This window comes from Mycobacterium colombiense CECT 3035, assembly GCF_002105755.1.
GTDB lineage: Bacteria > Actinomycetota > Actinomycetes > Mycobacteriales > Mycobacteriaceae > Mycobacterium > Mycobacterium colombiense.
Map to the genome: position 1 here is coordinate 3693958 of NZ_CP020821.1, position 20408 is coordinate 3714365.

Genomic DNA, 20408 nt, shown 5'->3' on the forward strand with positions numbered 1-20408 from the left:
CGACCCGCACTCAGCGGGTCGGGACGAAGTCCGGCGCCTCGGCCATGTCGCCGCTCTCCCCGGCCTGCACCGCGCGGCGGCCGAAGTAGACGATGTAGGACAGGAACGCCACCTCGGCGATGACGCCGATGCCGACCCGCACGAACGTCGGCAAGGGTGAGGGGGTGACCAGCGCTTCGATCAATCCCGACACCAGCAGCACCGCAACCAGACCCATGGCGACCGAGACGACGGCGCGACCCTGTTCGGCGAGCACCTGGCCCCGGGGCCGGTCCCCGGGCGAGATCACCGACCACCCCAGCCGCATTCCCGTTGCGCCGGAGAGGAATACCGCCGTCAGCTCCAGCAGCCCGTGCGGGACAAGCAGACCCAGCAGCAGGGCTCCCTTGCCGGCCGGGAACATCAGCCCGGCGATGACACCCAGGTTGGCGGCATTTTGAAACAGCACAAAGGGTATCGGCACGCCCAGCACCACCGACATCGCGATGCATTGCGCGGAGACCCACGAGTTGTTTACCCAGATTTGCAGCGCGAACGCCGCGGCGGGATGTTCGCTGTAGTAGGACTCCACGTCGTGGTTGACCAATTGCTGGATGTCGCTGGGTGTTCCGAGCGATGACTGCACATCCGGGTTTCCGGCCACCCAGAGCGCGACGATCACGACCACCGCGAAGAACGCCGCCGCGGTGGCCAGCCACCACCGCCAGGTGCGGTAGGCCACGACCGGGAACGACACCGTCCAGAACCGGGTGAAGGCACTGCTGAGCGGCGCGTGGGCACTGGTCACCGCCGACCGGGCGCGCGCGACCAGGCTCGAGAGCCGGCCGATCAACACGGAATCCGACGACGCGGATCGCAGCATCGACAGGTGCGTGGAGACCCGCTGGTAAAGCTCGACCAGTTCGTCGATCTCCGCGCCGGACAGCGACCGGCGCCGCCCGATCAACCGGTCCAGGCGGTCCCAGGTAGGACGATGGGCCAGCACGAACGCATCGACATCCACCCTCGGCAGCCTAATCGCACCGCCGGCAGGGCAAAGTGCGGCCGGCCGCGCCCACCCAGCCTGTACCGTTCGAAGTTATGTCGGAGGTGGTGACCGGGGACGCCGTGGTGCTCGATGTGCAGATCGCCCAGCTGCCGGTGCGGACGCTGAGCGCGCTGATCGACATCGTCGTCATGGTCATCGGCTACCTGCTCGGCCTGATGTTGTGGGCGGCCACCCTGACGCAATTCGACACCGCACTGACCAACGCGATCCTGCTGATATTTACGGTGCTGGTAATTGTGGGCTATCCCTTGGTTCTCGAGACGGCGACGCGGGGACGCTCGGTGGGCAAGATCGCGATGGGCCTGCGCGTGGTGTCCGACGACGGTGGCCCAGAGCGCTTCCGCCAGGCCCTGTTTCGGGCCCTGGCGGCGCTGGTGGAGATCTGGATGCTGTTCGGCAGCCCCGCCGTCATCTGCAGCATCCTGTCGCCGAAGGCCAAACGGATCGGCGACATCTTCGCCGGCACGGTGGTGGTCAACGAGCGCGGACCCCGGCTCGGGCCCCCGCCCATGATGCCGCCCGCCCTGGCGTGGTGGGCATCGTCGCTGCAGCTCTCCGGCCTGTCCGCCGGTCAGGCCGAGGTGGCGCGTCAATTCCTTTCCAGGGCAACCCAACTCGACCGTCAGCTGCGGCTGCAGATGGCGTACCGGATCGCCGGGGACGTGGTGGCCCGCATCGCGCCGCCACCACCGCCCGGCGCCCCACCCGAACTCGTGCTCGCGGCCGTCCTCGCCGAGCGGCACCGCCGGGAACTGGCCCGGCTGCGCCCGGTCATGCCCGCGCCCGGACCGATGGGGCGCCGCCGTGGCCACCGCCCGGCGGTGCCTACCCGGGGCCCCGGGGTGGCCCAGCCCGCCGCCCGGTGCGGTGCCGCCACCGCAGCAATCCGCCGGATGGCCCGACCCGCGATCGGGCGGTCCCGGTCCGGGCGACCCCGGTGGTTTCTCAGCGCCGCACTAGCCGGCCACACTCGCCGCCATCAGGGCGACGTCGATGACCAGCAGCGCCCATCCGCACAGTGGAACCGCGATGCCGCCGCGCCGTTTGGCGGTGAAAAACGAGATGACGATGACGACCACGGCGACCGCGGGCGCACCGTAGAACGCGACGCCGAAATCGATCCCGCCGTGGCCCAGGTTGGGACAGCTGCGATCACTGCAGCCGTCGGTGCTCATCACGGCGCCGAGCGCAAAGAGCATCACGATCGCGGCGGCGGGCACCGTCGCCAGCGCCAAGCCCCAGTTGATCCACGTCCGGCTGTTACGCCGCCGGCCACCATCGGGTCGCCCGAATGCGGCCGCGCCGGCGCCACCGCTATCGACCCGCAGGTTGTTGTCAGCGTCCATCCCCTTAATTCCTACCCCCGGCTTGATGCACGCAAACCGCGCTCCGCCGGACGGGCTTTGCCGGATCTCCGCAGCTCAGCGCTCATTCGACAATCTTTTCCAACATATCCCGTTGCATCGCGTTAGTTTCCGATATATCGTGATGTTTCGAAAGCGCGCGACCGATGCGCAACCCACACACGTAAGGACAGAAAATGACCACCCCATTCACTCCCCCAGAAGGACCGTTCGCCGGCCGGCCCGGTTTCGGCTTCGGTTTCGGCTCCGGCCCGGTTGACCGGCGCGCCCTGCACGAGGCGCGGCGCCAGGCCCGGCGGGACTTCCGCGAGCACCTGCGCGATCACGCCGGTGGTCACGACGGCCCGCTCGGCTTCGGCCCCGGTTTCGGCCCGGGCTTCGGTCCCGGCTTTGGCCCGGGCTTCGGCTTCGGGCCCGGTGGCCGGCGCGGCGGATGGCGCCGAGGCGGCCCGGGCCGCGGCAAGCGCGGCGACGTGCGAGCGGCCATCCTGACGCTGCTGGCCGAGCGGCCGATGCACGGCTACGAAATGATCCAGCAGATCGCCGAACGCAGCAACGGACTGTGGAAGCCGAGCCCCGGTTCGGTGTACCCGACACTGCAACTGCTCGACGACGAAGGCCTGATCACCGCGAGCCAAACCGAAGGCAGCAAGAAGCTTTTCGAGCTGACCGAGGAGGGCCGCGGCGCGGCCACGAAGATCGAGACCCCGCCGTGGGACGAGATCACCGAAGGCGCCGACCCCGGTCACATGAATCTGCGGGCGGCCGTCGGCCAGTTGTTCGGCGCGGTCGGGCAATCGGCCCACACCGCGTCGGCCGAGCAGCAGCAGCGCATCGTCGACATCCTCAACAATGCGCGGCGCGAGATCTACGGCATTCTCGGCGAAGACTGAGTGCCTCCGGCGGGCCCTGGATCGGGTGACGTCACGTGACCACTAGGTCACGGAGACCCAATCCAGGGTCCGCTGCACGGCTTTGCGCCAGCCCGCGTAACCGGCGGCGCGCTGCTCGTCGTCCCAGGCCGGCACCCAGCGCTTGCCCTCTTGCCAGTTGGCGCGCAGATCAGCCGGGTCGGCCCAGAACCCCACCGCCAGGCCGGCCGCGTAGGCGGCGCCCAGCGCGGTGGTCTCGGCGACCACCGGGCGCACCACGTCCACACCCAACACGTCAGCCTGGATTTGCATGCACAGGTCGTTCCCGGTGATGCCGCCGTCGACTTTCAAAACATCAAGGCGCACACCGGAATCCGCCGCCATGGCGTCCACCACGTCACGACTCTGATAGCAGATCGCCTCCAGCGTTGCGCGCGCCAGATGCGCGTTGGTGTTGAACCGGGACAGGCCCACGATCGCGCCGCGCGCATCGGATCGCCAGTAGGGCGCGAACAACCCGGAAAACGCGGGAACGAAATAGACTCCGCCGTTGTCGTCGACCTGGCGTGCCAGCGATTCGCTTTGCGCGGCACCGCTGATGATGCCCAGCTGATCGCGCAGCCACTGCACGGCCGCGCCGGTCACCGCGATCGAACCCTCAAGCGCGTACACGGGTTTGGCGTCCCCGAACTGATAGCAGACGGTGGTCAACAGTCCGTTGTCTGACCGCACGATCGTCTCCCCGGTGTTGAGCAGCAGGAAGTTTCCGGTGCCGTAGGTGTTTTTCGCCTCGCCCTCGGACAGACACACCTGGCCGACCATCGCCGCGTGCTGATCGCCGAGCATCCCGGTGATCGGCACCTCGCCGCCGGCCGGCCCGGTCTCCGACGTCACACCGTAGGGCTGCGGCGAGGACGACGGCGCGATCCTCGGCAACATCGCGCGAGGGATCGCGAAGATCGACAACAGTTCGTCGTCCCAGTCCAGGGTTTCCAGGTTCATCAGCATGGTCCGGCTGGCGTTGGTCACGTCGGTGGCGTGCACGCCGCCGCGCGGCCCCCGGTGAGGTTCCACAACACCCAGGTGTCGGCGGTGCCGAACAGGGCGTCACCGCTGTCGGCGGCCGCGCGCACCCCGTCGACGTTGTCCAGGATCCATTGCAGCTTGGCCCCAGAGAAGTAGGTGGCCGGGGGCAGGCCGGCCTTACGCCGGATCACGTCGCCGCGACCGTCGCGTTCCACCGCCGACGCGATCCGATCGGTGCGGGTGTCCTGCCAGACGATCGCGTTGTAGTAGGGGCGCCCCGTCTTGCGGTTCCACACCAGCGTCGTCTCGCGCTGATTCGTGATACCCAGCGCGGCAATGTTTTCGGTACTCAGATTGGCGCGGTTGAGCACCGACGTCAGCACCGAGGAGGTGCGCTCCCAGATCTCGACCGGGTCGTGCTCCACCCAGCCGGCCCGGGGCAGGATCTGCTCGTGCTCGAGTTGATGGCGCGCCACTTCGGCACCCTCGTGATCGAAGATCATGCAGCGGGTGCTGGTGGTTCCCTGGTCGATGGCGGCGACGAATTCGGCTGACTCGGCCAACTGCTCTCCTCCACCCGTGAGCTCGGACACGCTTGCGGCAAAAGTCCATCATGGTCTACCCGCTGCGCGCGCGAGTCGGGAACCGCGACTCGTGGGAGCTTGCGTTACGCGCGGTAACCCTGTTGCATCTGCGGTGTGGGCGAAGAGGTCAAGCGCACCACGTACGACAGCGCACATCGGCGGGAGTACCGGCGCAAGGTAGCGCTGTGCCTGGACGCCTTCGAGACGATGCTTGCCCAGTCGAGCTTCGATTCCGAGCAGCCGCTCACCGGCATGGAGATCGAATGCAACCTGGTCGACGCCGACTACCAGCCAGCCATGTCCAATCGACACGTGCTGGACGCCATCGGCGATCCTGCGTACCAGGTCGAATTGGGCGCCTACAACATCGAATTCAACGTTCCGCCGCGGCCGCTGCCCGGGCACACCAGCCTGGACCTCGAGGCCGAGGTGCGGGCCAGCCTGAACGAGGCCGAGAACAAGGCCGGCGCCGCCGGCGGTGCCCACATCGTCATGATCGGCATCCTGCCCACCTTGATGGCCGAGCACCTCGACCACGGCTGGATGAGCGAATCGAAGCGATACGCCGCCCTCAACGAGTCGATCTTCAGCGCCCGCGGCGAAGACATCCCCATCAACATCTCCGGACCCGAGCCGCTGAGCTGGCACACCGCGACGATCGCACCCGAATCCGCCTGCACCAGCATGCAATTGCACCTGCAGCTGGATCCGGGGACCTTCGCAGCGAACTGGAATGCGGCGCAGATCGTCGCCGGCCCGCAGCTGGCGCTGGGCGCCAACTCGCCGTTCTTCTTCGGCCACCGGCTGTGGGCGGAAACACGCATCGAGCTGTTCGCGCAGTCCACGGACACCAGACCCGACGAGCTGAAGTCCCAAGGCGTGCGGCCGCGGGTGTGGTTCGGCGAGCAGTGGATCGACTCGGTCCTCGATCTCTTCCGGGAGAACATCCGCTACTTCCCGTCCCTGCTGCCCGAGGTGTCCGACGAAGACCCGGTCGCCGAGCTGGCCGCCGGCCGCATCCCGCAGCTGTCCGAACTGCGGCTGCACAACGGCACCGTCTACCGATGGAACCGTCCGGTGTACGACGTCGTCGACGGTCGCCCGCATCTGCGGCTGGAGAACCGGGTGCTGCCGGCCGGGCCGACGGTCGTCGACATGCTGGCGAATGCGGCCTTCTTCTACGGCATGCTGCGCAGCGTGTCCGAAGCGGACAAACCGCTGTGGACCGTCATGGATTTCGGTGTGGCGGAAGCCAATTTCATGGCGGCGGCGCTGGACGGCATCGACGCCGGGCTGCACTGGCCCGGCCTGGGCGACGTGACCGCGCGTGAACTGGTGCTCGACACCCTGCTGCCGATCGCCGACGAGGGGTTGCAGCGCTGGGGTGTCGACGCCGAGGTCCGCGACCGGTTCCTCGGGGTCATCGAAGGCCGGGCCCGGGCGGGGCGCAACGGTGCCAGCTGGCAGGTGTCCACGGTGCGCGCGCTGCAGGACGGCGGCATGAGCAGGCCCGCGGCGCTGGCCGAGATGCTGCGCCGGTACTGCGACCACATGCACGCCAATGAACCGGTGCACACCTGGGAGTAGCTTGGGGTCCATGCCGTCTGACGAAGTGATGGACTGGGACAGCGCGTATCGAGAGCAGGCTCACTTCGAGGGCCCGCCGCCGTGGAACATCGGTGAGCCGCAGCCCGAACTGGCCGCCCTGATCGCGGCCGGCAAGTTCCGCAGCGACGTGCTGGACGCGGGCTGCGGAGTCGCCGAGCTGTCCTTGACCCTGGCCGCCCAGGGTTACACCGTGGTCGGCATCGACCTCACCCCCACCGCCGTCGCGGCGGCCACCAAGGCGGCGGCCGACCGCGGCCTGACCACCGCCACCTTCGTGCAGGCGGACATCACCTCGTTCACCGGCTACGACGGACGGTTCTCCACCGTCGCCGACAGCACGCTGTTCCACTCGCTGCCGATCGAGGGCCGCGACGGCTACTTGAGCGCGGTGCACCGCGCGGCGGCGCCGGGGGCCCGCTTCTTCGTGTTGGTCTTCGCCAAGGGCGCCTTCCCCGACGAGTGGGAAGCCAAGCCCAACGAAGTCGACGAGGACGAGCTGCGCGACGCGGTGAGCAAGTACTGGGAGATCGACGAGATCCGGCCGGCATTCATCCACGCCAACATTCCGCCGGTCCCCGACGGCCCAAAGCACGACCGCGACGAGAAGGGCCGGATGAAGATGCCGGCCTACCTGTTAACCGCGCACAAAGCCGGCTAGGCCGTCGCGGTCGCCGCGGTGGCGGCGATGAGCGCCTCGGCGAACGTCTCCAGGTCGTCGGCCGTCGTGTCGACGTGCGGCGAGATCCGCAGCACGGGTTCCGTCAGCTCCAGCGGCGCCCGCTGCACGCCCGCGAACGTGGTCAGGATCCGCCGCTCGGCGAGCAGCCAGTGGCGCACCGCCTGCGGGTCGGCACCGTCGGTCGGTGCCAAAGTGGTGATGGCACTGGGTTCTTCGACCTCTTCGACCACCGTCCACCCGGCCACATCGGCCAGCGCCGTGCGGGTCAGGGCGCCCACCTTGGCCAGCCGCGCACACACCGCCTGCGGCCCGTACGCCAGATGCTCGCCCAGCGCCAGCGAAAACCCCACGCGCGCAGCGACGTTGGCCTCGCCGAATTCCAGCTGTTCGGCCACCGTCGGCGCGCCGCCGTTGCGGGCCCACTCCGGTGCGGCCAGCCGCGGGCGCAGGCGCCCCATCAGTTCGCGGCGCACGCCGAGGATGCCGACACCGCGCGGCCCGGCGATCCACTTGCGCGACGAGGAATAGGTCACGTCGGCGCCGGCCGCGCACTCCACCTGGCCCAGGGCCTGTGCCGCGTCGACGACGAGCGGCAGATCCAGCTCCCGGCAGAGTTGGGCGACCATCGAAACCGGTTGCACCACACCGCGATGGCTGGCGACCGCGGTCAGATGCACCAGGTCCGGTGGATCGCTCTGCAGGGCCAGCGCCGCGTCGTCCAGCGCGATCTGGCCGTCTTCCAGGGCGGGCAGCAGCTGTCGGTCGAACCCGTGCGCGGCCATCATCGCCAGGTTGGGGCCGTATTCGCCGGGCAGGCAGGCCAGCCGTTTTCGCTCTGTCGCTCCTGACGGCCAGGCGCCCAGCAACAGATCCAGGGCATTCAGCGAGCCGGTGGTGAAAACCACTTCGGCATCAGCCATTCCGGTCAACGCGGCGAACGCCACGCGGCCGGCATCGAGCACCGGCGTGGCCGCCTCCGCCGCGACGTAGCCGCCCAGCTCGGACTCGTTGCGGGCGTGCTGCGCGCCGGCCTCGATCACCGCCAGGCTCTGCCGCGAACAGGCCGCGTTGTCCAGGTGCAGACCGGCCATCGGCGGGCGGGCTGACCGCCACTGATCGGCCAGCGCAATGCCGGCGGTCACTTCACGGCCAACGACAACCCGAAGTCGCCCGCCTCGTCGGTCCACCACCGGGTGCGGCGCAACCCCGCGGCGGCCAATTCGCCGGTTACCTTATCGGAGCTGAACTTACACGACACCTCGGTGAGCATCTCCTCGCCGGCCGAGAAGTCGACGGTCAGCTCGAGCGCACCGACCCGCACCCGCTGGCGCCGGTCGGACCGCAGCCACATCTCGATGCGTTCCTCCGCGGCGTTCCACCGGGCCACGTGCCGGTAGGCGTCCACGTCGAAGTCGGCGTCGAGCTCCCGGTTCACCACCGCGAGCACATTGCGGTTGAACGCCGCCGTCACCCCGGCGGCGTCGTCGTAGGCGCGCACCAGCCGCTCGGTGTCCTTCACCAAATCCGTGCCCAGCAGCAGGCTGTCGCCGGGCCGCATCTGGGCGGACAGTGCGGCGAGGAATTCCGCGCGCGGTCCGGGCGTGAGATTGCCGATCGTCGACCCCAGGAACACGAAGAGCCGCCGCCCGCCTTCCGGGATCTCGGTCAGGTGCTCCTCGAAATCGCCGCAGACGGCCTTGATTTCGATGCCCTCGTATTCCTGTTGGATGGCCGCTGCGGCGGTCGACAGGATGCTGGCGTCGACGTCGAACGGGACGAACCTGCGCAGCGAGCCCCGCGTGCGCAGGGCGTCGAGCAACACCCGCGTCTTCTCCGAGGTTCCGCTGCCCAGCTCCACCAGGGTGTCGGCCTCGCTGGCCGATGCGACTTCGCCCGCCCGAGCCCGCAAGATCTCGGCCTCGGCGCGCGTCGGGTAGTACTCGGGCAGCCGGGTGATCTGGTCGAACAGATCGCTGCCGACGGAATCGTAGAACCATTTGGGCGGCAACGTCTTTGGTGTCTCCTGCAGGCCGTGCAGGACGTCGCGGCGCAGCGCGTGGTACGCCGAATCGGCGGCCAGGTGGTTCGACAGCGACAGCGTCATCAAGATCCTCTCGGCTGATCCAGCGGCGTCATGGCGACGCCGTCCGCGGTGACTTCGACGAGGTGGCGGTCCGGCACGTCCTCCCAGTCGGAGTCGTTGTCATAGGGTTCGCTGGCCACGACCACACCGTCCGGGCGCCGCAGGATGCTCAGCGTGTCGCCCCAGGCGGTCGCCAGCATGCGAGATCCGTTGGCGGCCAATATGTTCAGTCGGGCGTTCGGGTCGGCGGCGGCGACCTCTTCGACGGTCTTCCCCAGCGCGTCAAGCCCGCGCTCGAAGATCATCGCCGCCAGTATCGCGCTGTCACAGACCGATTCGGCCCGCTGCGTGGTCGGCAACACGGACCGGTCGACGATTCCGTTGTGCGACAACAACCACTGCCCGTCGGTGAACGGCGCGCACGCGCTGGCCTCGATCGGCATGCCGACGGTGGCCGAGCGCACCGCGGCCACCACGCAGTGGCTGCGCAGCGCGGGCGCGATGGAGTCGAACGACACATCGCCCCACAGGGGCGCCTGGCTGCGCCAACGACGCGGCACGTGACCGTCGAAAAACCCGACGCCCCAACCGTCGGCGTTGAGCAGGCAGTGCTTTTGCCGGCGCGGCGCATAGGACTGCACCCGCAGGCCGAACGGCGGGTCGAGCACCAGCGAGGAAACCGTGACGTCGGTTCCCAGCCAGCCCAGGTGCCGGCACATCAGGCGGGATCCCCGCCGTCGGAGACGTCCCACGCCAACCGCACGCCGGAGAAGATCTGGCGCCGGTAGGGGTGATCCCAGTTGCGGAAACTCGGGCGCATGATGCCCGGCTCCACGGCCCACGAGCCGCCCCGCAGCACCCGGTAGTCGCCGTCGAAGAAGGGTTGCGAATACCGTTCGTAGAGCATCGGGATGAACCCCGGCCAGGGCCGCAGCGGGGAGGTGGTCCACTCCCAGACATCGCCGAGCATCTGCTCGGCCCCGCACGGCGAAGCGCCTGCCGGGTAGGCCCCGACGGGCGCCGGCCGCAACGCGCCGCCGCCGAGGTTGGCCAGCGTCTCGTCCGGTGTGCGCTCGCCCCAGGGATACCGCCGCCGCGTATTGGTGGCCGGATCCCAGGAGCAGGCCTTCTCCCATTCCATCTCGGTGGGCAGCCGGGCACCGGCCCAGGCCGCGTAGGCCTCGGCCTCGAAATAGCTGACGTGCTGGACGGGTTCGTCGGCGGGGATGTCCTCGACGTGGCCGAACCGGGTGCGCGTCGTGGCGTCGGAGCTCCAGAACTGCGGCGCGGTCAGGCCAGCGGCCTGGCGGTGCTGCCAGCCGCGCTCCGACCACCAGCCCGGCCGGTCATAACCGCCGTCCTCGACGAACCGCCGCCATTCGCCGTTGGTGACCGGAACCCGGCCGATCCGGAACGCGGGCAAGTCGACGACGTGGGCCGGGCGCTCGTTGTCCAGCGAATACGGTTCGCCGGCGGCGTCCACGCCGAGCACGAATTCACCGCCGGGCACCAGCACCGACGTCCCGGCCAACCCCGCTCGCCCGGCCGGCAACTCGGAGGCGTCCCGCAACAGCGGTGCGCCGCTGCGCAGGTTCAGCGCCTGCAACATGGTCTCGTCGTGCTGGTTTTCGTGGCTGACCACCATCGCGTACACGAACACGGCCTCGTCGCCGGCGGGATCGTCGGGCAGGGCGTCGAGCCTGTCGAGCACGGCCGACCGCACGGTCTGGCAGTAGGACCGCGCCTGGCCCGGCGACAGCAACGGCAGATCGACCCGACTGGCGCGGGAGTGCACGAAGGCGTCGTAGAGCCCCTCGACGGCCGGCGGCAGCATCCCGGGGCGCGCGGGGTCACCGCCGCGCAGCAACCACAGCTCCTCCTGCTGACCGATGTGCGCCAGGTCCCACACCAGCGGGCTCATCAGCGGGTCGTACTGCCGGCAGAGTTCGGCGTCGTCGAACTCGACCAGGCGCAGCGTCCGCGTCCGCGTCCGCGCCAGGTCGTCGGCGATGCCCTCCCGGCATGACGACCGCAAGCGCGGCGCAGCCGGGCGCAGCGGGTCGGAATCATCAGGAGACGTCACAGCTCCCCTTGCGGGCAACTCGCCGCTTCCGAGACGGCGGCCGCGAGGCCGTGCTCGACCACGCGGTCGGAGAAATCGTCGCCCGGGCAGCGGCCCTGGTCGACCAGGCGGACCAGCCGCTGCATCGAATCGGCGAGCTCGGCGGGCGCTTTCGCGGCGGCGACGGCCATGCAGGCGTTGGCCGCCGCGTACAGCCGCCGGTCCCGCAGCCCCACCCGGGCCGCGGTGTCCCACGCGGTGGCCACCGGTTCGACGGCCTCGGCCGCGATGTCGGCGGCGTCCGGGTCGTCGAGCAGGACCGCCAGCGTGAACGCGACGGCGGGCCACAACGCGTCGGGCACGCTGTCCAGATACCGGATCTCCAGCCACTGCCTGGGCCGCACCGGCGGGAACAGTGTGGTCAGGTGGTACTCCAGGTCGGCGACGCTCGGGCGACGATCCCCGAGCAACACGCGGCCGTCGACCCAGTCGGCGAACGGCACCCACTGCGTGACGGCCTCGGCGTCGGGATTGTGCACCAGCATCACCGGCGCCTTGAGCGCATACCGCCCCCAGTCGGTGCCCGGGTCGTCACCGCTGGCGCCCAGGATGGGTCCACAGCGCGCCGAGTCCATCCGGCCCCACACCCGCTGCCGGCTCGACACCCAGCCGGTGAAGTCACCGTCCAGCATCGGCGAGTTCGCGGTGATCGCGATCATGGTGGGCCCCAACGCATGTGCGAGACGGACCCGGGCTGCCCAGCCGTCGCGCGGCCCGGCGTCCAGATTGACCTGAATCGAGGCGGTCGACGTCATCATCGCCGCGCCGGCCTCCCCGGAGCGGCTGGTCGCGAAGAACTGCTCCATCGCGCGGTAGCGGGCCCCGGGGTTGATGCGCTTGGGCGGGCGCAGCGGGTCGGCGCCGAGGAACACCAGGCCCAGCCCCGCAGCGGCAAACGCCGGCCGGAGCACGGCCTGATCGCGGCGCATGGCGTCGATGGCCGGCAGCACGCCGTCGGCGGGCGGCCCGGACAGTTCGACGGCGCCGCCGGGTTCCACGGTGATCCTGCTGCCGCCCGGCAGCGCGGGCAGCGCGTCGAGCACGTCGCTGATCTCGCTCCAGCTCGGCCTGCGGTGCGGGTCGGCCGGGTCGTGGCAATGGGCCTCCAACTCGAGCCCGACCCGCCCCAGCGGCGCGTCCACCAGACATCCCTCGGCGATGTAGTGCGCGACGGCCGCGGAGTCGCCCAGTTCGGCGATGTCGAGCTCGGGGGCGGGGTCGGCTCCGGCCACGCGCGACTCCGACTGCGAAGCCGCGGCAGTGATCGGCGCGAACGTCATATCACGATCCCTTCGGGCCCGGGCAAGCCTGAACATGCACCTGCGGACCGCTTCCCAGCGCAGCTAATCGGCACCACTTCGTCTAGTGCTTCATCTATCAGACGCCCCCGACATATTCCCTTCTGTGCACGTTGAGGTGCTCGGGACAGACGGTTACCCAATCGCTCGCTTATTGACCCAACGCGTTCTGCATCGCCCCAGCTAGCACGTTCACCGCAGGTCCGGCGTTGCCGGATTGGCACACTTTCGCCTGCAGCAACACGTTTTCGCGCAGCCTGGTTTGATTGAAGCACCGGCGATCGGTGCCGGCCTCCTGCTTCGTCCAGTTCTCGTCGGCCGGGCCGGCCGGCCCGCCGTCGAACGACCACACCTGTGTGGTGCCGTTGTCCAGGTGGAGCGCGGTCGTCTGTCCCGAACAGCCCACCGTTCGATCCACCACCCGATGAAATGCCCGGCCAGCCGCCTCGTTGGTGGCGAACACCCCGACGGCCTGTTTGACCAGATGGGTCTGGTCGGTGGCCGACGTCTGGGTGACGGCCCCGTTGAACGACGCCAGGTCGGGGTCGTTGTACACCTCGGGCAAGCCGATGTCCGCCCAGTTGTTGCAGTCCGGCAGGTCCACCCAGTCACCTTGCCCGGGCTGGGTGAACACCGACTCCCATCCCATCTGCCCGCCGACGATGTTGCCCACCGATCCCTTGCCCAGCACGGCGTAGTTCACCACGCCGGGCTCCGAGGGGTGCGCGGCCGCGACCGGAATTGCGGCCGCGCCCGCGAGACCCGAGCCGATGGCCATCGCGGCCCCGAGCAGCTGGGCAACCTGCGTAACCCGCATGGTCATGCAGCGATCATGCCAGGCGCACCGGAGTGCGGTCAGCCCCCGTTGCCCCGGACGCCGTCCTCGACCTTTTTGCCGAGGTCTGGGTCGACGTTGCGCCAGTACTCGAACACCCGCGACAGCACCGGCTCCTTCACGCCTTGGGAGACGTGGCCAATGATGTTGTGCGCCAGGCGTTCCCTGGCCGCATCATCGAGGACCTCGCGGACCATGGTGCCGGCCTGCCCCCAGTCGTCGTCCTCGGCGTGCAGCGTGTAGGCCGAGCGGACCATGTCCCCGTCGGCATGCCAGCGGATCTCGGCGGCGCATGCCGGGTCGGCGTGCGGCCCACCATAGGAATTGGGCGCATACACGGGGTCGGAGACGTTGTTGATGCGCATGGCGCCGTCTTTGGAGTAGCTGTTCACCTCGACTCTGGGGGTGTTGACCGGGATCTGCCGGTAGTTGGTCCCCAGCCGGGCGCGGTGGGCGTCGGAGTACGAGAAGCCGCGCGCCTGCAGCATCTTGTCCGGGCTCAGGCCGGTGCCGGGCACGGTGTTGTTCGGTTCGAAGGCCGCCTGCTCGATCTCGGCGTGGTAGTCGGTGACGTTGCGGTTCAGCGTCATCTTGCCGACGTCGATCAGCGGATAGTCGCCGTGCGGCCAGACCTTGGTCAGGTCGAAGGGGTTGAACCGGTAATTCTTGGCTTCCTCGTACGGCATGATCTGCATCTTCAGCGTCCAGCTCGGGTGATCCCCCCGCTCGATCGACTCGAACAGGTCGCGCTGGTGGTAGTCGCCGTCCTCGCCGGCCAACCGGTCGGCGTCCTCCTGGGTGAGGAACTCGATGCCCTGATCGGTGATGAAGTGATACTTCACCCAGAAGATCTCGCCGGCCGCGTTGATCCAGCTGTAGGTGTGGCTGCTGTAGCCGTTCATGTTCCGCCAGGTCTTGGGGATTCCGCGGTCGCCCATCAGCCAGGTCACCTGGTGCGCCGACTCCGGGGACAGGCTCCAGAAGTCCCACTGCATGTTGTGGTCGCGCACGTTACTCGCCTGCAGGCGCTTCTGCGACCGGATGAAGTGCTGGAATTTCAGCGGATCCCGCATGAAGAAGACCGGGGTGTTGTTGCCGACCAGGTCGAAATTGCCCTCGCTCGTATAGAACTTGAGCGCGAAGCCCCGCGGGTCGCGCCAGGTGTCTGGGCTGCCGCGCTCGCCGGCGACGGTGGAAAACCGGGCCAACATGTCGGTTTTGGTGCCCGGCGCGAACACCGCGGCCCGGGTGTACTGGCTGACGTCATTGGTCACTTCGAAATGCCCATACGCGCCACCACCTTTGGCGTGCGGCTGGCGCTCCGGGATGCGCTCCCGATTGAACATCGCCATCTGTTCGATCAGGTAGTGGTCCTGCAACAGAATCGGGCCGTCTGGGCCGATCGTCAGCGACTGGTCGTCGCTCGGCGCAGCGATGCCGGCGTCAGTGGTCGTGAAACGCTCCGTCATTCCGCTCTCTCCTCGTCACCGGGCTGCAGGCCGCGGCACCCGAGGTCACACACCGTGGAACCGAAACCACTTGAGCATCAAGCATTTTCAGTACCGCGGTGCGCGGCCCGGATCTTCCGGCCTGCAATCGAGTATTCCCCTCATCTTGACCAAGTCAAGAAATGCGGGCGACTTCCGATCGGCCGCCCACTACGGGCTAATACCCATTCCGGGCACGACTTAAGGCGTGACTTGACCGCCCGCGGTCAGGGGCGCGGCGGCGGGGGTGCGCCGGGGCCCGGGTTGACGCCGGGCGGCTGACCCGGGCCGCTGACACCCGGGCCGGCGACCGGTCCACCGGGACCGCCCGGACCGCCGGGGGGCATCGGAACGATCAAGCCGGGACCGGTGGGCCCGTATCCCCATGGTCCGTTGTCGGGTCCGCCCGGGCCGCCGGGCCCGCCGTACCACGGTCCGTAGCCGCCGGGCGCGCCGTACTGCCCGGGTCCGTTACCCGGCCCGGGGCCACCCCACGGCCCATTGCCCGGTCCCGGGCCGCCGGGGCCCGCCGGATGGAACATGCCGTGGTGGTGATGGTGGCAGTAGTAGTTGTGCTTCCAGATGAAAGCGCCGACAAAGAAGGCCGACGTGAGGATGAAGACGACGCCCGCGACGATCACCACCCAGGCGGCCGCCGTGTAGAGCCGCGGCGGCTTCACCCTGTGCGGGGGCGGCGGCGGTGGCGTGGTGACGGGTGCGGCCGGGGTCGACTCCGTGGGTGGTGTCGGCTCGGTGTGTGGTTCGGGTGTCTCGCTCATGCCTTGCCATACTGCCCCGCATGCCTGATCCCTAACAGGCCCAGGCGGCAAAAATGTTGTGAATCGAGATGCGCCGGTTAGACGCCGGTGACCCCGAAAGACTGGTGGCCCGGCGCTCGCGAGGAGCGCCGGGCCACTGGTTGACAACGGTTTTTCAGTTGGTCAGCACGATGACGCTCGGGACCTGACCCGTCGTGGCCGCGGAGTGGAAGACCGACGGCGGGAGCTGACCCGGGGCCATGCCGCTGGGACGCACGCCCGACGGAGCCGGAGGAGCGGTGGTGGCTCCCGGACCGTTCTGTCCGCCCTGTCCACCCTGGCCGCCCTGGCCACCCGGCGCGCCCGGGCCGCCGAAGTTGCCCGGTCCACCGGGGCCGCGGTGGTGAACCATCGCGTGGTGGTGCTTGTGGTGGTGGTGGCCGTGATGGCCGCCGCGGTGGCCGAGGATGAAGCCGGTGAAGAAGATGACCGCGACGATGAACACGATCCCGGCGACGATGGCGACCCACGCGGCGAGTTGGAAGACCCGCGGGGCCCGGTAGGCCGCCGCCGCTTCGGCGGCGACCGGTGCAGTGGCGGTGGAGTGCCGCACAGTGGGGGTTTCAGATGTTTCACTCATGAGACAAATGATGAAGCCGTTAACAGTAGTGGCGGCTATGCGCTGCTTATGTAGCAGCTGTGAACCAAAGGCCCCGCTCAGCGGGCATATCGCCCCCGGGAATCAGCGGTGGTCGTCGGCCGCATCGCGGTGGTCGTCGGCAACGTCACGTTCCCGTCGCGCCGTGGCTCGTTCTTTTTCCGCTCGGCTCAGGTGGCGTTCCGCATTCTCGGGCTCGTGTGCCGCATGCACCTCGTGAGCGTCGGCCGCTCGCCGGTGCAGTTCGGCTGCCTGTTCGTGAAGCTGCATGGCGCTTTTGTGCGCAGCCAGTGACCGGGCGTGGGCTTGTTGCGCTCGAGCGTGGGCTCGAGCGGCGTCTTCGCGCGTCACGGGTTTGCGAGCGGCGAGTTCGGCTCGGCGCTTGGCTTCTTCGGTTTCGCCTTCGCCCACTGGCACCTCCAACGCTGGCGCGTACCTCAACGTACAACGCGAAGGTCGGGTTCGGCCGCGCTTCGGAGGGCCTCCAAGATCCGTTGCGGACGGATCAGGGCTGTTGACCGGGCCGCAGCGGGTTGACCGCGAACTGGATCACCCGGTACGGCGCAGCCACCCGCGCGCGAGTGTCCCACTGGCTCACGAAGATTCGCAGCTCGTCCAGCGTGGACCCGGGTGAGATGTAACCGCCGTACGGTTGCGCGAGCCGGTTGTCGTAGGGCGGCGGCAGGCTCTCGGCCGGATCCGGCCACTCGTCGTGCTGCACCACCGTGGTGACCGGCGCGTCGCCCAGGCCCGTCGGGTCGTCGGCCACCCGGACCTCCATGTTGCCCGTGACGGCGTTGAAATAGGACAGCACCGCCTTGCCGTCGATCTGCCGAATGCACATCTCGCCGACCGCGTCCGGCCACAGCGGCGTCGGTGGCTTGCCCCAGCCCCCTCCCGGGCCGGCCGCCCAGCCCTGCCACCGCGACCGATCGGTGAACGTCTGCGGGGTGGCCCGGTAGAGCAGCACCGGGTCCCTGCGGGTGAAACTGTCGGCGACGATGTAGACCCACCCGCTGGGCGAGTCCGGGGTGGGGATCGGGTCGTAATAGCCGCTGATCTGCGTCTGCGAGCCGCCCTGGTACGACGCGGGCCGCTTGGATCCCGGGATCGTCTGCCAGCCCGCGCGGGCCGGCTCGGCGCTCACCAGGCGTGAGGTCTGCGGCTCGAGGTTTTTGGTCGTCGTCACCAGCAGGTAGTTGCGCCGGTTGATCTGGACCACCCCGGCCGGCAACTGCGAGGCGCCCGGCGGGGCGGGGTCGGCCAGCAGCGGATTGCTGATGCCGGTGACCCCGGTGTAGCGCACCCCGCCCGGGTCGTCGACGGACGCGGTGTCGACGCGCAGCGCGACCGGCGCGTACCAGCCGCCGAAACCGACCCCCTGGCCGGCGAAGCTGTCGCCGCACACCTGGAGCAACTCGGCGGGGAATTCGACGAACTCACACAGGTCGGTCGCGCCGATGCCGTAGTCCCCGGTCGGTGTGCCGGTGCCCGCGGTGGGGCCGATGCGCAGCACCTGGCCGGGCGCCAGCGGCTGCAGCACGGGCTCGGGGGCGGGCGCGGCCGGATCGGCGTGCGCGGCGCTGGAAAACCATTGCGGCAGAACCAAACACGCCGCGGCGAACAGTGAGCACCGCACGCCCAGGCGAGCGTGGGTGGTGCTCACCCGCTTGTCACAGCTGGGCGGCCAGCAGCTCGGCGATCTGGATGGTGTTCAGCGCAGCCCCCTTGCGCAGGTTGTCACCGGAGACGAACAACGCCAGCCCGCGGCCGTCGGGCACCCCGGGGTCGCGCCGGATGCGGCCGACCAGGGATTCGTCGACGCCGGCGGCCGCCAGCGGGGTCGGCACGTCGACCACCCTGACGCCCGGCGCCCCGTCGAGCAACTCGTGGGCCCGCTCCGGGGACAGCGGCCGGTCGAATTCGGCGTTGATCGACAGCGAGTGCCCGGTGAACACCGGCACCCGCACGCAGGTACCGCTGACGGCCAGCTCGGGGATGCCGAGGATCTTGCGGCTCTCGTGGCGCAGCTTCTGGTCCTCGTCGGTCTCGCCCGAGTCGTCGTCCACCAGCGAGCCGGCCAGCGGCACCACGTTGAACGCGATCGGCGCCACGTAGGTCTTGGGCGCCGGGAACTGCACCGCTCGGCCGTCCTGCACCAGCCGCTCGGCGCCGTCGATGACCGCGCGCGCCTGCGTGGCCAGCTCCTCGACCCCGGCGATCCCGCTGCCGGACACCGCCTGATAGCTGGACACCACCAGGCGTCGCAGCCCGGCTTCCTCGTGCAGCACCTTGAGCACCGGCATCGCGGCCATGGTCGTGCAGTTCGGGTTGGCGATGATGCCCTTCGGCCGGTTGGCCGCGTCCCTGTCGAAGTTCACCTCGGACACCACCAACGGCACGTCCGGGTCCTTGCGCCAGGCCGACGAGTTGTCGATGACCGTCACCCCGGCCGCGGCGAACCGCGGCGCCTGCACCAGCGACATGGTCTTGCCGGCGGAGAACAGCGCGATGTCCAGGCCGTTCGGGTCGGCCGTCGCGGCGTCTTCGACCTCGATCTCCTGGCCCCGGAACTCCAGCTTCCGGCCCTGCGACCGCGACGACGCGAAGAACCGCACCGAGGTGGCCGGAAAGTCCCGCTCGTCGAGCAGCCTGCGCATCACCTGGCCGACCTGGCCGGTGGCGCCCACAACGCCTATGGCAACCATTTATCTACCCGTCCCCGCATACACCGTCGCCGACTCCGCGCCGCCGAGCCCGAACGCCTCGTGCAACGCCACGACGGCCTTGTCTAGTTCGGTGTCGCGGCACAGCACCGAGATGCGGATCTCGGAGGTGGAGATCAGCTCGATGTTGACGCCCACCTCGGCGAGGGCCTCACAGAACGTGGCGGTGACGCCGGGGTGGCTGCGCATGCCGGCCCCGATCAGCGACACCTTGCCGATGTGGTCGTCGTAGAGCAGCTGGCTGAACCCGATCTCCTCCTTGAGCGCATCCAGCTTGGCCACCGCGGTGGGCCCGCTGTCGCGCGAGCAGGTGAACGTGATGTCGGTCTTGCCGTCCTCGACCTTCGAGACGTTCTGCAGCACCATGTCGATGTTCACGTCGGCGTCCGCGAGCGCCCGGAAGACGCGCGCGGCGTATCCCGGGATGTCGGGAATGCCGACGACGGTCACCTTGGCCTCGCTGCGATCGTGCGCGACTCCGGTCAGGATGGGGTCTTCCATGGCTATGTCCTTGATCGATCCGACGACAACGGTGCCCGGGTTCTCCGAATACGACGATCGGACGTGCACCGGAATGCCATAGCGGCGTGCATATTCCACGCAGCGCAGCATCAAAACCTTGGCGCCGCAAGCCGCCATCTCGAGCATCTCTTCGAAGGTGACCGTGTCCAGCTTGCGGGCGTTGTGCACGATCCTCGGGTCGGCGCTGAAGATGCCGTCGACGTCGGTGTAGATCTCGCAGACGTCGGCGCGCAGCGCCGCGGCCAGGGCCACCGCCGTGGTGTCCGAACCGCCGCGGCCCAGCGTGGTGACGTCGCGGGTGTCCTGGCTGACGCCCTGGAACCCGGCCACCAGCACGATGCGCCCCTCGTCGAGCGCGGCCTGCAGCCGTCCCGGCGTGACGTCGATGATCTTGGCGTTGCCGTGCGTGCCGGTGGTGATCACCCCGGCCTGGGAGCCGGTGAACGAGCGCGCCTGCGCACCCAGCGATTCGATCGCCATCGCGACCAGCGCGTTGGAGATGCGCTCACCGGCGGTGAGCAGCATGTCGAGTTCGCGCGGCGGCGGGGCCGGGCACACCTGCTGGGCCAGATCCATCAGGTCATCGGTGGTGTCGCCCATCGCGGAGACGACGACCACTACATCGTTCCCCTGCTTCTTGGTAGCGACGATGCGCTCGGCCACCCGCCGGATCCGATCGGCGTTCGCCACTGAGGATCCGCCGTACTTCTGCACGACGAGCGCCACGTTTTTTCCTGC

The 20408-nt window shown here is 69.2% G+C and carries 18 protein-coding genes and 2 pseudogenes; 5 read left to right on the forward strand and 15 right to left on the reverse strand.

The genetic code is table 11. The features are described 5' to 3' along the window. Positions 1-10 precede the first annotated feature (10 nt). Positions 11-1003: a stage II sporulation protein M gene (locus tag B9D87_RS17260; protein WP_007772162.1), complete on the reverse strand. Its 993-nt coding sequence runs from the start codon at positions 1001-1003 to the stop codon at positions 11-13. Between the two features lie 77 nt (positions 1004-1080). Between B9D87_RS17260 and B9D87_RS17265 the strand changes: the two are divergent. Continuing rightward, positions 1081-2008 (forward strand): annotated as a pseudogene (locus tag B9D87_RS17265) (RDD family protein). On the opposite strand, the gene B9D87_RS17270 reads toward B9D87_RS17265, so the two are convergent. Then, positions 2005-2394 carry a hypothetical protein gene (locus B9D87_RS17270; protein WP_007772160.1) on the reverse strand — a complete coding sequence of 130 codons (390 nt, stop codon included), beginning with the start codon at positions 2392-2394 and terminating at the stop codon, positions 2005-2007. The pseudogene B9D87_RS17265 and the gene B9D87_RS17270 overlap by 4 nt on opposite strands. Positions 2395-2588: 194 nt before the next feature. Here B9D87_RS17270 and B9D87_RS17275 point away from each other — a divergent pair, with 194 nt between their 5' ends. Beyond that, entirely contained in the window at positions 2589-3305 is a 717-nt protein-coding gene (locus B9D87_RS17275) for a PadR family transcriptional regulator (protein ID WP_007772158.1), read from the forward strand. Between the two features lie 42 nt (positions 3306-3347). On the opposite strand, the pseudogene glpK reads toward B9D87_RS17275, so the two are convergent. After that, positions 3348-4873, reverse strand: a pseudogene (gene glpK / locus B9D87_RS17280) (glycerol kinase GlpK). A gap of 135 nt (positions 4874-5008) precedes the next feature. On the opposite strand from glpK, the gene B9D87_RS17285 reads away from it, so the two are divergent. Beyond that, the gene (locus B9D87_RS17285; RefSeq protein WP_007772156.1) at positions 5009-6481 is read left to right on the forward strand and encodes a glutamate-cysteine ligase family protein; all 1473 of its coding nucleotides are present in this window, start codon (positions 5009-5011) and stop codon (positions 6479-6481) included. Between the two features lie 10 nt (positions 6482-6491). Further along, positions 6492-7160 (forward strand): class I SAM-dependent methyltransferase, encoded by a 669-nt coding sequence (locus B9D87_RS17290; RefSeq protein ID WP_040630622.1) that lies wholly within the window; start codon positions 6492-6494, stop codon positions 7158-7160. On the opposite strand, the gene egtE is transcribed toward B9D87_RS17290, so the two are convergent. The 9 genes from egtE to B9D87_RS17335 form a co-directional block, all read right to left on the reverse strand. After that, positions 7157-8272 carry an ergothioneine biosynthesis PLP-dependent enzyme EgtE gene (gene egtE, locus B9D87_RS17295; protein ID WP_238553461.1) on the reverse strand — a complete coding sequence of 372 codons (1116 nt, stop codon included), beginning with the start codon at positions 8270-8272 and terminating at the stop codon, positions 7157-7159. The two genes, B9D87_RS17290 and egtE, sit on opposite strands and share 4 nt — an antisense overlap. 47 nt (positions 8273-8319) lie before the next feature. Next, entirely contained in the window at positions 8320-9285 is a 966-nt protein-coding gene (gene egtD / locus B9D87_RS17300) for an L-histidine N(alpha)-methyltransferase (protein ID WP_007772153.1), read from the reverse strand. Next, positions 9285-9983 carry an ergothioneine biosynthesis protein EgtC gene (gene egtC, locus B9D87_RS17305; RefSeq protein ID WP_007772146.1) on the reverse strand — a complete coding sequence of 233 codons (699 nt, stop codon included), beginning with the start codon at positions 9981-9983 and terminating at the stop codon, positions 9285-9287. The genes egtD and egtC overlap by 1 nt, the downstream gene beginning before the upstream one ends. Then, positions 9983-11299 (reverse strand): ergothioneine biosynthesis protein EgtB, encoded by a 1317-nt coding sequence (egtB, locus tag B9D87_RS17310; protein WP_040630620.1) that lies wholly within the window; start codon positions 11297-11299, stop codon positions 9983-9985. The genes egtC and egtB overlap by 1 nt, the downstream gene beginning before the upstream one ends. 44 nt (positions 11300-11343) lie before the next feature. Further along, positions 11344-12666: an ergothioneine biosynthesis glutamate--cysteine ligase EgtA gene (egtA, locus tag B9D87_RS17315; RefSeq protein WP_007772142.1), complete on the reverse strand. Its 1323-nt coding sequence runs from the start codon at positions 12664-12666 to the stop codon at positions 11344-11346. Between the two features lie 169 nt (positions 12667-12835). Next, complete coding sequence (locus B9D87_RS17320) at positions 12836-13462, reverse strand: sensor domain-containing protein (RefSeq protein WP_085977828.1); 627 nt, start codon at positions 13460-13462, stop codon at positions 12836-12838. A 77-nt stretch (positions 13463-13539) separates the two neighbouring features. Further along, complete coding sequence (locus B9D87_RS17325; protein ID WP_007772140.1) at positions 13540-14988, reverse strand: catalase; 1449 nt, start codon at positions 14986-14988, stop codon at positions 13540-13542. Positions 14989-15233: 245 nt separating this feature from the next. Beyond that, on the reverse strand, positions 15234-15785 hold the full coding sequence (locus B9D87_RS17330; protein WP_007772139.1) for a hypothetical protein: 552 nt from the start codon (positions 15783-15785) through the stop codon (positions 15234-15236). Between the two features lie 154 nt (positions 15786-15939). Continuing rightward, positions 15940-16377 (reverse strand): hypothetical protein, encoded by a 438-nt coding sequence (locus tag B9D87_RS17335; protein ID WP_007772138.1) that lies wholly within the window; start codon positions 16375-16377, stop codon positions 15940-15942. 135 nt (positions 16378-16512) lie between these two features. Between B9D87_RS17335 and B9D87_RS17340 the strand changes: the two genes are divergently transcribed. Beyond that, positions 16513-16716, forward strand: a complete 204-nt coding sequence (locus B9D87_RS17340) for a hypothetical protein (RefSeq protein WP_007772137.1) — start codon at positions 16513-16515, stop codon at positions 16714-16716. 211 nt (positions 16717-16927) lie between these two features. Here the strand turns inward: B9D87_RS17340 and B9D87_RS17345 are convergent, their stop codons facing one another. The 3 genes from B9D87_RS17345 to B9D87_RS17355 are packed head-to-tail and all read right to left on the reverse strand — an operon-like array spanning position 16928 to position 20396. Then, positions 16928-18088 carry a DUF4185 domain-containing protein gene (locus B9D87_RS17345; protein ID WP_040630618.1) on the reverse strand — a complete coding sequence of 387 codons (1161 nt, stop codon included), beginning with the start codon at positions 18086-18088 and terminating at the stop codon, positions 16928-16930. A gap of 7 nt (positions 18089-18095) precedes the next feature. After that, positions 18096-19130: an aspartate-semialdehyde dehydrogenase gene (locus B9D87_RS17350; RefSeq protein ID WP_007772135.1), complete on the reverse strand. Its 1035-nt coding sequence runs from the start codon at positions 19128-19130 to the stop codon at positions 18096-18098. After that, positions 19131-20396 (reverse strand): aspartate kinase, encoded by a 1266-nt coding sequence (locus tag B9D87_RS17355; protein WP_007772133.1) that lies wholly within the window; start codon positions 20394-20396, stop codon positions 19131-19133. Between the last annotated feature and the right edge of the window lie 12 nt (positions 20397-20408).